The sequence below is a fragment of the Flavobacterium inviolabile genome (assembly GCF_013389455.1).
GTDB lineage: Bacteria > Bacteroidota > Bacteroidia > Flavobacteriales > Flavobacteriaceae > Flavobacterium > Flavobacterium inviolabile.
Genome location: NZ_CP058278.1, coordinates 3,445,060 through 3,457,717, shown reverse-complemented (window position 1 = coordinate 3,457,717; position 12,658 = coordinate 3,445,060). Strand labels below are relative to the sequence as shown.

Sequence of the window (12,658 nt, the reverse complement as noted above, 5' to 3'; positions counted from 1 at the left end):
ACCCATGAAGAAAATATACCTGACAGCCCTGATTGCCCTTATGGCGCTGATGGATGTCCAAGCCCAGCAAGACCCGCATTATACTCAGTATATGTATAATATGAACGTGATAAATCCGGCCTATGCCGGTTCGAAAGAAAACCTGTCTTTTGGACTTTTATACCGCAAGCAATGGGTTGATATTGAAGATGCACCAACCACAGGAACCTTCTTTGTACACAGCCCGACAGGCAAAAACGTAGGATTGGGACTGTCTGTGATTTCCGATAAAATTGGTCCGGTAACGGAGAATAACGTATACGGGGATTTCTCTTATACGCTGAATTTAGGAGGCGAACACCGACTGGCTTTAGGACTTAAAGCCGGAGCAACCTTCCATAAGGTAGGATTGTACAGCGATATTTACCATACGCTGCCCGATGCAGATGACCCGGCTTTCGGACAGGATATCAGTAAAACGTATTTTAACGTCGGATCCGGATTTTTCTACTATACCAATAAGTATTATGTAGCCTTTTCGGTACCGAATATGCTAAAATCCAAACACCTTGATTTTGACGGCCGAAAATTCGGAAGTGAAGTAAGCCATTACTTCTTAACGGGAGGATATGTATTTGAATTATCGGAAAACACCAAATTCAAACCGTCGTTTATGTTGAAATCGGCTTTTAAAGCACCAACATCCCTGGATGTTTCGGCGAACATGCTATTCTTTGATAAATTCGAAATAGGAGCTACCTACAGATTAGAGGATTCTTTTGGCGGAATGGTTAACTACGCGATTAACCCAAGTGTACGTATCGGATATGCTTATGACCGTATCGTATCGGATTTAAAAGTAACAACACCGGCTTCCCACGAAGTAATGCTGTTGTTTGACCTGAACTTCCCGAAAAAAGTATCGCGTTCACCACGTTATTTCTAATCTAAAAAACCACCGGAAACATGAAGAATCTATATATTACATTAAGCCTGGTTATTGCGGGTGCAACGATGAATGCACAAAATTCCGCGACAGCTAAAGCCGACAAACAATTCAATCGCTTTGAGTATGTTTCTGCCGCAGCAGAATACCTGAAATTAGTCGATAAAGGTAAAGCCGATGCCTATGTGTATAAACAACTGGGCGATGCGTACTATAACGTATTCAATACAGCCGAATCGGCAAAATGGTATGCCAAAGCAATCTCTGAAAAGAAACAGGATGCAGAAACATATTTCCGTTATGCACAGATGCTGAAAGCCAATGGCAAATATGATGAAGCCAACAAACAAATGCAGCAGTTTGCCGGTATGGCTCCAAACGATTTAAGAGCGAAAGCCTTTAAAGAAAACCCGGATTACCTGCCAAAATTGCTGAACAAACAAAAGATGTACACAGTGAAATCATTGGACATCAACAGTGATAAATCCGACTTTGGAGCGTTTTTATCGGAGAACAGTTTTTATTTTACCAGTGCGCGTAATACTGCCAGAAAAACATACAAATGGAATGACGAGCCTTTCCTGGATATTTACCGCGCCAGCTATAATGCAGACGGAACCATTACCGATGCCGTAGCCCTGGATGAAATTAACAGTAAATACCACGATGGTCCGGTAACGATTACAGGTGATGGGAACACTATGTATTTTGCCAGTGAGAGCTTTAAGGAAAACAGCTTTGAAAAAGACAAAGCCAAAAAACTGAAAATAGGGCAGGTTAACCTGTTTAAAGCGACTAAAGACGGCAATAAATGGGGGAATGTAACGGCATTGCCATTTAACAGTAACCAATATTCTACCAGCAATCCGAGTATCAGTAAAGACGGAACTACCTTGTACTTTTCATCGAACATGCCGGGATCTGTCGGAGGAATTGATATCTGGAAAGTAGCGGTAAACAAAGACGGAAGCTACGGTACGCCGGAAAACTTAGGAAAGAAGGTAAATACCGAAGGCGATGAATCGTTCCCGTTTATTACAGAAGATAATGCAGTATTGTATTTTGTATCCAACGGCAGACCTGGTCTGGGCGGATTGGATGTGTTTATGATCAACCTGAACAAAGGAACCGAAGCGGTAAACCTGGCCAAACCGATCAACAGTGAAAAAGACGATTTTGCCTTCACGTTTAACCAGTCTAAAAACATCGGATTCTTTTCCAGTAACCGTACCGGAGAAGACAACATCTATCAGGCAACACCAAACTGTGATGTTGCTGTAATTGCCGTGGTGAGTGATGCCAGGACCGGCGCTATTCTTTCGGGTGCCAAAGTAGCGATCCTGGATGAGAAGAAAAATATCATCGGAAATGAGGTAACTGCTGCCAATGGAGAAGTGGCCTATCATGTGGAATGCGACAAGGCATATACGTTACAGGTAGAAAAAGACGGATTTGAGAGCAATACTTTTGTGGTAACAAAACAAAAAGGCGGCGAACAAAAAATCGATGCGAAGTTGAACCCTATTGACGTTATTGTAACGGAAAAAGAAATCGTATTGAAAGACATCAACTTTGAATTCAATAAGAGCAACATCACCCAGGAGGGTGCTTTTGAACTGGATAAATTGGTACAGGTGATGCAAAACAATAAACAAATGGTTATTATGGTGAAGTCGCATACAGACAACAGAGGAAATGACCACTACAATATAAGGTTATCAGACCGAAGAGCCAAAGCGACAGTTCAGTATATTATTTCAAAAGGTATCGCAGCAAACAGAATCTCCGGAAAAGGATATGGTGAGAGCGAGCCAAAAACAGACTGTAAAGAAAACTGTACCGAAGCAGAACACGCAGCAAACAGAAGAAGTGAATTCTTAATTATCAAAAAATAAGAAATCAGAAATAATAAAAAAAGGGAGCCGGCAGGCTCCCTTTTTTTATTATGCTGCGTTGTAAATCTGTGTGGAATACTAACAAACACGGTTATTTTGCTACGGAGAGGCCTGCAATAAATCTTTCCGCTACTGTAGAGGCATATTAAACAGACACCGGCATTGCCGTTTTAACCGGGAATGACTTTTCGCATTTGATGGTTGCTTATGCTTTCCGGGCGATAAGTACCGGCTGGTAATACCCGGATTCGTCCGGCATCAGCCATTTTATACCGGTATATCCGGCTTTTTCAAAGATAGCCGTCATTTCACTTCTTTGATAGGCTTTGTATTTTGTTGTCCGGAGCGAGGTATGGAAGTTTTCATCTTTGCCTTTCAGCATAAAATGGTTAACGGTATAAACATTGTCTTCCGTCCAGTCCCATATCTGAAAAGAAATTGCTCTCTGATCGCCGGTTTCCTTTACGGTAGGCTGGATGCTGAGTGGTTTTTGTTCCAGTACTTTGTCATAATCCCTGATGCTGGCAAGGAATACACCGCCGGGTTTCATTTTGGACAGTATGTTTGCAGCTGCTAAAAGCAGGTCGGCTTTGTCCAGTAAATGCGGTAAAGCATTATCGCAGGCAATCACCACATCAAAAGTACCTTCAACATCGGTGTTCAGGGTTTTAAAATCGGCTACGCCAAATGATAGCGCCACATTCAGCCTGTCGGCCTCAACACGGGCTCTTGCAACTGCTTTCGGACTTAGATCGGTTGCCTGTACCTGATATCCGAGATTTGCCAGGCCAATAGCCTGAGTACCTATGCCGCAGGCACAATCCAGTAAGGTCACCGGTTCCGTTTTGGTAAAATGCCGGATAATATTGTCCAGCGTTTTTGCCTGGCCCGTTACGGCACTTTCCCAGTCGTCAAAGATTAAATGATAATCTTCCGACAATTCATCATAGAATTTTATATTCAGGTCGCTTCCCATATTTATTATACTTCGTTACTCTAAATTGATCCTGATTTCAAATGTACGATTATTGGCGGCATATAAAATAGTAGTGTATGGGAATAATGAATTTTAAAGCAAACGGGCTTAATTGCTGTAATGAGATGCTTTTGTTTTATTGATTCAAAACAGCCATTATTCTATTTTATTTCGAAAAAAATGCGGTGTAAAAATCAGTTAAAAAAGCTAAATCGTTTATTTATAGCGTATTGTTTGTTGAATAAACAATGATAAAAATAAAAATACAGCCATTTTTTTAAAGAAAATGGTTTAAAGTGTTCAACTATAAATAGTTAAAATCGGTTTTTAATGTATTAATTGTAAAAAGTAAACACTGTTCTGTTTTTTATAAAAAACACTCCCGATGTTTAAAATATTCTTTTTACTTTGCGAATGAGATTATAACTAACTATAATTGAATGTTTTATGATACAAAATTACTTAACCGGTAGCAGGCTGTATGCGCTGCTGCCCCTGCTTCTTTGTGCCTATACGGTTCAGTCCCAGGACCTCATCTGGGAAAAATCGTATGGCGGCAAACATGCCGAGTTTTTAGCCCATGTTGTGCCCACACCCGACTATGGTTTCTTACTGGCAGGAAGCTCTCTTTCCGACAAGAACGGAAACAAGCAAACACCATCCGGTGGCAATTTCGATTACTGGCTCTGGAAAATGGACGAACACGGCAGTCCCGACTGGCAAAAAAGCTTTGGCGGCAGCGGACTGGATTTTCTGCAAAGTGCCCGAATCACAGCCGATGGCGGTTTTATCCTGGCCGGAGTGTCCAGCTCTCCGAAAGGCGGCGATAAAAAAGAAGATTCCCGCGGTCAGGACGACTACTGGATCATCAAGCTCGATGCCAAAGGCAATGAGCAATGGCAGCGCACCATTGGCGGCAGCGGTCAGGAACAGCTGGCCTGCATCAGCCCTGCAAAGGACGGCGGGTACATCGTTGGCGGATCTTCTTCTTCGGGAAAATCCGGTGACAAAACCGAAGCTAATCAGGGGAACTTAGACTACTGGATCGTAAAGCTGAATGCTTCCGGAACGATCGAATGGCAAAAGACCTACGGCGGCCGTTATATGGATCAGCTGAAAACGGTGGAACAAACCAAAGACGGCGGCTATATCCTGGGCGGTTATTCCAACTCTCCGGCTTCGGGCGACAAGCAGAGCGACAACATCGGTACCGGCGGGGATTACTGGATCATCAAAACCGACAAAGCCGGTGCTATCGAATGGCAGTGTACCCTGGGCGGTGATGGCGATGACAACCTGAGTGCGCTGATACAAAGCCGTAACGGCGGCTATGTGCTGGGCGGCAGTTCCAATTCCAATCCTTCGAACGACAAGAGCCGGGCGAATACCAAAGGAACCGATTTCTGGATCGTCCGTCTGGATGACGACGGACAAACACTCTGGCAGGAAACCTACAACTACGGAGCGGTAGATTTGCTGACCTCGATAGTGGAAAATGAAGACGGTACGCTACTCCTTGGCGGTTATGCCCGGACAGAAGTATCGGACGGAAAGAAAGACAAAAAAGACATCAACGATTATATAGCTTTAAAGATCAATGCCAAAGGCGAAGAGCTCTGGAGCAAGACCGTGGGCAGTGATGGCGAAGACATCCTGAACGGACTGATTGAAACCCGCGATGGCGGTTACCTGCTGGCCGGAACCTCCAAAGGCAAACCGTCCCGCGATAAAAGCAGCGGACATGGCGGAAATGATTTCTGGGTGGTAAAACTCAAAGACCGTTATAAAAAAGAAGTGGAGAAATCAGCTATTGAAGCCTTGCCGAATCCGGCACAAAACTTTACCAATATTGTGGTGGGCTATGAATTTCAAAGCGGTACTGCTTCGGTATTTGACCTGTCCGGGCGTCAGTTGCAGCAGTTTGCTATAGACAGCCGGACTGTTCCGGTGGATTTAAGCCATTACCCGGAAGGGATTTATATTGTGGAGATCCGTACCAATCTGCAAACGGATTCTGTAAAAGTGATTAAAGGGATTAATCCAAATAAATAATTTATGAAAAGCATTACTACATTTCTGAGAGCAGCACTTCTTTTCGGTATGTTGCTGTGGAAAAGCACAGGTCTTCATGCGCAGGATGAGAGCACAAATTATCTGCCCAATATCGTTCCGCCATCGCCAACGGCGTATGCTTTGGGCAATTATGGCAATATTCCTGTTGGAATGGTCACAGGCGCACCCAACATGGATATCCCGCTTATCGCATTCAAAAACAGGAACATCAATGTATCGGTCAATATTTTTTATGGTTCTAATGGCATCAGGGTCGATGATATATCCTCTAAGGTAGGATTGGGCTGGAATATCAACGCAGGCGGGGTTATTACACGAATGGCAAACGATATAGCCGATGAAAAGGATCACAGTTACAATATTGTTCCCCCGGACGGAGATCTGATTGAAGGGATTTTTTCGAGTGCGGCAATCAATTATATCTATGATATAGGGAACAACAATGCTGTAGATTCCGAGGTTGATATTTTTTCGTTTAATTTTAATGGTGTAGCAGGGAAATTTGTACTTGACCGCAACGGGAACCCGTTACGGGTGGAAAACCAAAACGTCAGGATTGAAAAGGTACAGAATGGTACTCTTCTAACGTTTATCATCACAACAAACGATGGGATAAAGTATTACTTCGGGGAAACCGAATCTACAATGTTCCGGGCACAGGGAGCAGGACATTCCACTCCCGAAACCTATACAACGGTTTGGTACCTGACGAAGATCTTACATCCGTTAGGAGATCAGGTAAACTTTGAGTATGAAGCTCACGGTTATCGTTATACGGCATCGCAATCGCAATCCTTAACGTTGACAAGCCCGTATATTCAGGCAAGCTGCAACTCTTCAAACTATACCTATGGACCTGTTCTAAGTATGCCGGTTAATCATGTAATGACAATTAATGGCAGGCGTTTGACCAGGATATTTTCCAATAATAGCTTAGACGGGCAACTGGTGTTTGTTTACGAAACCGGAAATGATCCCGAAATGAACTATGGAAACAATAAGCTTCAGAAGATACTACAGCGCAACGCGTTATTTGAAACAGTTGAGGAGCTTACCTTTACCTATAATGTTACAACAAATAAACGAACATTTCTTAGTCAGATTGTCTATAAAGACCCTGCCAGGAAGTATGGTTTCGGTTACTTAAATCCCGAAGCGCTGCCTTTGAGATTAAACATGGGACAAGACCACTGGGGGTATTTTAACGGTGTATCAAATCTAAGTCTGATTGCCAAAGTTCCCGGTCTTGAAACAGCAAATTTCATTGCAGCGAACCGGGAGCCGAATTTTATCACGGGGCGTTCCGGGCTTTTAAACAAAATCTGCTATCCCACAAAAGGCTGTTCAGAAATAGAATATGAATCTAACAGACTGTTGGGACCCAAAGTGATTCCTCCGCACATGGTTTCCGATGCGATGTACATTTATAATGGACCGCATGGGGCGATGCCCGGCTTTGCGACGATGAACTATAAAACCATGACCGTCCCTTTTGGACAAATGGTCGCCGTTGGTGGCTATGGCGAGTTTAATTATGATGAATGTAATGAATCGCAAAATACCGGTTTCCATCATGTAACCAATATATCGGTCTGGAATGTCACGGATAATCAGAATACACCATTGTATGTACTTAATCAGGGTGGATATCAGTATTATGGTACCGGGGCGCAGTTATCGGTTAACAGTACCTACAACTCGTTCTATTTTTCTGCGCAGGAGGGTAAAACCTACCGGATTGGATTTGTGGGTACCTACCGTTGTACAGGGGGAACCTGCACGATAACCTGGGCAGATGCGCCTCAACAAACAGTTTACGTAGATCAGGATACCGGCGGTTGCCGGGTGAAGAGTATAAAAGATACGGATAACAATAATGTAGCAACTTATAAGCGTTACTACTATAATTCTCCTGCCGATCTGAGCAAGTCATCGGGTGTTGCTTCGGGACTGCCTTATTATTCAAATTACATCACCAGAAGAAATGTTTGTAACGGGGCTCCCGGATCGGGAGGCGCTCCGGGCTGTGCTTATACAGATATTTCGTTACGGGTGATTTCTTCAAGCAGTATCATTCCGATATTCGAGAAAGGGAATAACATTTTCTATCAAAAAGTCACGGTCAGCCATGGTGACGATACCTTCGGGAATGGAGCCGAAGAACATCAGTATACGATCAATTTCGACTTGCCGGGTGAGGTTGTCAACGGCATGTTCTTTAGTAATGCCGCAAGAACCAATTCGGGCTGGAACCACGGATTAGAGAAAAAAACAATACACTATAAAAAGGCTGTAGCAGGAAACCTGTTACCTTTAAAAGAGTACAGCTATACCCACTTTTTAGATAACGGAATCAGTACGGGAATTTATAGTTATCCGGTTCGGAAAAATTTTAATCTGTTATGTTACACTTTAGGGCAGCTCAGCAGTATTGAGAACATTGATGTTATGGGAGTTTATATCCGTTCCAACTGGTCCTATCTGAAGTCTTCGGAAGAAAAGAGTTTTTTCTATGATGCTTCCGACAATCTGAACGGAACCACAATGGTCACGAAGACATTTAACTATAATAACCCGCTACATGCTCAGCTTTCGGAGGAAATAACCAGTGTGCTGTCCGGCGAAACAACAGCGGTAAAATACTATTATTCTCAGGATAATGAACTGAGTACGGAACCGTATCGGAATGATTTGATTGCCAGGTTTATGACGGGTATTCCCTTAAAAACGGAACGTTTTAGAAATACAGAAAAACTGGGAGTAAAAAAAACGGAATACGGAATGTTCACAACGGATTTACTATTGCCGAAATTTATCTATACGGCAAAAGGAACTAACGGTACTCTGGAAAAGAAGGTAACATTTGCTTATGATGCTATAGGCAATATCCGGCAGTATATTCCTGAAGACGGAAAACCAACAACTTTTCTATGGGGATATAACAGCAGTTTACCGATTGCTAAAATAGAAAATGCAACCAGTAGTGAAGTTGCTGACCAGTTAGGGACAAATGTAGCCGGATTGTCTAGTCTGAATGAATCCAATATGGCTGCAATTGATGGTCTGCGAAACAGTCTGCCAGGTGGATTGGTAACGACTTTCAGTTATTTCCCTCTCATTGGTATCGCATCCGTTACCGATCCTAAAAGAATAACTATTTCTTATGAATACGACCAGTATAACCGACTGCAAAAAGTAAAAGATAAAGACGGTAATACGGTAAATGAGAACCAATACAATTATAAACCGCAATAAAAGAATGATGAAAAAGATATTACGCTATATAGTCTTGTTTCCTGTTTTTATTTGGGGACAGGATACCGGTCAGAACTTTGTAAAGACAATTACTTACAGAGAAGCAAATGCAGCAAGACCGCAGGCCAATGTGATGTACTATGACGGTTTTGGAAGAGCAGTTCAGCAAATCGGGAATAAGCAGTCCGCTTCCGGTAAAGACATGATTATCCATTTTGAATATGATATGAACCGGCAGACTAAAGAATATCTGCCTTATCCGGCGACTACTGACGATATGAGTTTTCAAACCGGAGCCCAGCAGGCAACACTAAATTACAGTCAGTATAACGGTCAGTATCCGTTTCGTGAAAAATTATATGAGAACGCAACACTTGATCGTGTCTTAAAGCAGGGCGCTCCCGGTATGGTATGGCAGCTCAATCCGTTATCGGATAATGACCATAGTATAAAAATGGTTTACCAGACCAATGGTGTGAATGAGGTGAAATATTACCGTGCCTTAACCACCTGGAACAGTACACAGCAAATATATGATATACAGCTTATCGATAATGGGAATTATGCCGGAAACGAGTTGTATAAAACCATCACCAAAGACGAGAACTGGACTTCCGGTACAAACAATACGACCGAAGAGTTTAAAAATAAGGAAGGACAGGTTGTGTTAAAACGGGCTTATAACAAAAATCCGGTTACAAACAGCAGCGAAAAATATGACACTTATTATGTGTATGATATTTACGGTAACTTAACGTATGTGATTCCACCATTGGTCACCAATCCGTCGGCACAGCTTAATGATTTGTGTTTCCAGTACAAATACGATGCCCGCAACCGCCTGGCAGAAAAGAAGATCCCAGGGAAACAATGGGAATTTATTGTTTACGATAAAGGAAACAGGCCTGTTGCTACAGGTCCGGTGTTTTCACCTTTTAGGAATACGATAGAAACCGGCTGGCTGATTACAAAATATGACGGATTGGATCGGGTAGTCTATACCGGCTGGTATAACATTACTGTAAATCGCAGGACATTGCAGGATGCTTATAACGGAAGTGCCGCTTTGTCCGAAACAAGAAGCCTGAGCAATACCATCGGCGGAGTGGCTGTAGGGTACAGCAATACCGTTTTTCCTACTTCTGGACTGCACATCTTAACGGTTAATCATTATGACGATTATAATTTTCCGGGTGTGCCGGCACTGCCGTCTGATATTGAAGGCGAACCAGTACTCATAAGGGTTAAAGGGCTGCAAACCGCTGCCTGGTCCCGAATGCTGACGATAACCAGCCAGTACAGAGGACAATTATCGTATACTCTATATGACGGAAAAGGCAGAATAATCAGTACGTATATGCCCAATATCTTTGACGGCTATACCCAAACGGACAATAAGCTGGACTTTATGGGAAAAACGGACTATACGAAAACCTATCACAAACACGATCCGGTAGCAAACCTGCTGAAGGTTACCGACTGGTATACCTATACCGATCAGGACCGGCCGGAAACCCATATACACCAAATTAACGGAGAACCGGAAGAACTGATTGCAAAAAACACTTATAGTGAGATTGGAGAGCTGATTTCTAAAAATGTGGGTGGCCCTGATGTTACCGGTACGACAGGTTATCAGAAAATAGATTACCGGTATAATATCCGCGGCTGGCTGACCGATATTAATAATGAGGCTGCAGCAGATAGTGCCGATTTTGTTCTGGCATCAGACGATTTGTTTGGTTTTAAAATCAATTATAACCAGGTAACGGAGAGCCAGAATGGCGACATTATTTTTGCACCAACCAGTGCCGGCGGTAATGTGGTGCCGTTATACAACGGTAATATAGCCGAGACTTTCTGGATTACTTCCGGGGACAATGTGCTTCGGAAATACGGCTATCAGTATGATAACCTTAACCGGTTAAATACGGCGATATACCAGAAACCGAAAACCGGGACACCAATTCCCAATTCCTATAATGAAACGATTGCCTATGATAAAAACGGGAACATTACTTCCTTACAGCGTACCGGAAATCTGGATAACCCGATTTTTACCATCGACATGGATAATCTGGCCTATACCTATAACGGCAACAAACTGATGCGGGTAAACGATGCCACGAATAATCCGGGCGGATTTTCCGATAACGGCTACGGGAATACCTATGACGATTATGCCTACGATGCCAATGGCAACATGACTAAGGATGAGAATAAAAGGATTACCAAAATTACTTATAACCATTTGAATCTGCCCACAGTAATTTTGTTTTCCGATGGCAATAAAATTGAGTATATTTACAATGCAACCGGAGTAAAGCTGCAGAAAAAAGTAACTGCTACGCAAAGTTCGGTGATTGATTATTGTGATGGTTTTCAATATGAAAACGATGTATTGGCATTTTTTCCGCATGCGGAAGGTTATGTTGCGGTTACCGACGGAACGTATTACAATTATGTGTTTCATTATACCGATCACCTGGGCAACATCCGAACCAGCTGGACGTATAATCATAAATCCGGAGCAGTACAGATAATGGAGGAAAACCATTATTACCCTTTTGGATTAAAACATACGGCCTATAATACCGAAGAGTATACCTATACAATGCCAATGGATGGTTCTCCGGGATATAATACTCCGGCTTTGGAGCAGGAAGGTACCCGTGGCCTGCAAAATCCGTATCAGTATAAATATAACGGAAAGGAATTGCAGGTTGAATTAGGATTAAATTTATATGATTATGGAATGAGAAATTATGATGCGGTAATTGGGCGTTTTCATAATATGGATAGATTTGCAGAAAAATATTATGATGTGAATCCATATCAATACTGTGTAAATAATCCAATACGCTTTATTGATATAAAAGGAGATTCTATAAGTGTTCATAAATCTATAACTAACAATTGGGCTTTAAATAAAGCGATGACATTATTTGCATCTACAAAAGCGGGATATAAATTTTTGTCAAAGTTTGCAAGTAAAGGACAAACAATATTTGGGCAAACATTTGATAAGGATGGAAAATATGATAAAGCAGGCTTAAATCTTGAATTTACTTCTTATAGAGAGGAAGATTCTGGTGACAGAGGAGAAACAGATACTGATGGGAAAAATACAATTATTGTCGGACTTAATTCATTTGAAGGAGTTGATGCTCAGGATGGTAAAAGTTATGATTCTCGGAGTCCTAATGCAGTCATGTCTGCAAAAAATATGTCACGTTGGATTTTTAGCAGAACAATGTCGGCTTTTCATGAAACATTTATTCATGCTGATTTGTTTGCAAAAGATTATATGGATAACAAAAAATTTGATAATAGTAACATTCTCTATAAGCCAGGCGGATATGGAAGTCATTGGCACCATAGTCAAGTTTTATATAATAATGGAAATAATACAAGTTGGCCAAATGATGCTTATAGCGGTATTAAAGAAACAAATTCCGTATTTGGGCGATTTTATACCAATGGCCAGTTAAAAACGATGATGTGGAAATATAATGGAGGTAAATCTAATTAAAA

Annotated in this window: 6 protein-coding genes; 5 read left to right on the top strand and 1 reads right to left on the bottom strand. The window is 42.1% G+C overall.

All coding sequences use genetic code 11. From position 1 onward, the window contains the following. Positions 1 to 4: 4 nt before the first annotated feature. The gene (locus HW120_RS15555) at positions 5 to 925 is read left to right on the top strand and encodes a PorP/SprF family type IX secretion system membrane protein (protein WP_177735219.1); all 921 of its coding nucleotides are present in this window, start codon (positions 5 to 7) and stop codon (positions 923 to 925) included. A 20-nt stretch (positions 926 to 945) separates the two neighbouring features. After that, positions 946 to 2,820, top strand: coding sequence for an OmpA family protein (locus tag HW120_RS15550; protein ID WP_177735217.1), 1,875 nt, complete (start codon positions 946 to 948; stop codon positions 2,818 to 2,820). A 205-nt stretch (positions 2,821 to 3,025) separates the two neighbouring features. Here HW120_RS15550 and HW120_RS15545 read toward each other — a convergent pair whose 3' ends face one another. Beyond that, positions 3,026 to 3,796, bottom strand: coding sequence for a class I SAM-dependent methyltransferase (locus HW120_RS15545; RefSeq protein ID WP_177735215.1), 771 nt, complete (start codon positions 3,794 to 3,796; stop codon positions 3,026 to 3,028). A 447-nt stretch (positions 3,797 to 4,243) separates the two neighbouring features. Here HW120_RS15545 and HW120_RS15540 point away from each other — a divergent pair, with 447 nt between their 5' ends. Genes HW120_RS15540 through HW120_RS15530 form a run of 3 tightly spaced genes read left to right on the top strand, consistent with a single transcriptional unit; the run spans position 4,244 to position 12,656 of the window. Further along, on the top strand, positions 4,244 to 5,848 hold the full coding sequence (locus HW120_RS15540) for a T9SS type A sorting domain-containing protein (RefSeq protein ID WP_177735214.1): 1,605 nt from the start codon (positions 4,244 to 4,246) through the stop codon (positions 5,846 to 5,848). Between the two features lie 3 nt (positions 5,849 to 5,851). After that, positions 5,852 to 9,124, top strand: a complete 3,273-nt coding sequence (locus HW120_RS15535; protein WP_177735213.1) for a hypothetical protein — start codon at positions 5,852 to 5,854, stop codon at positions 9,122 to 9,124. A 4-nt stretch (positions 9,125 to 9,128) separates the two neighbouring features. Next, complete coding sequence (locus tag HW120_RS15530; protein ID WP_177735212.1) at positions 9,129 to 12,656, top strand: DUF6443 domain-containing protein; 3,528 nt, start codon at positions 9,129 to 9,131, stop codon at positions 12,654 to 12,656. Positions 12,657 to 12,658: the final 2 nt, after the last annotated feature.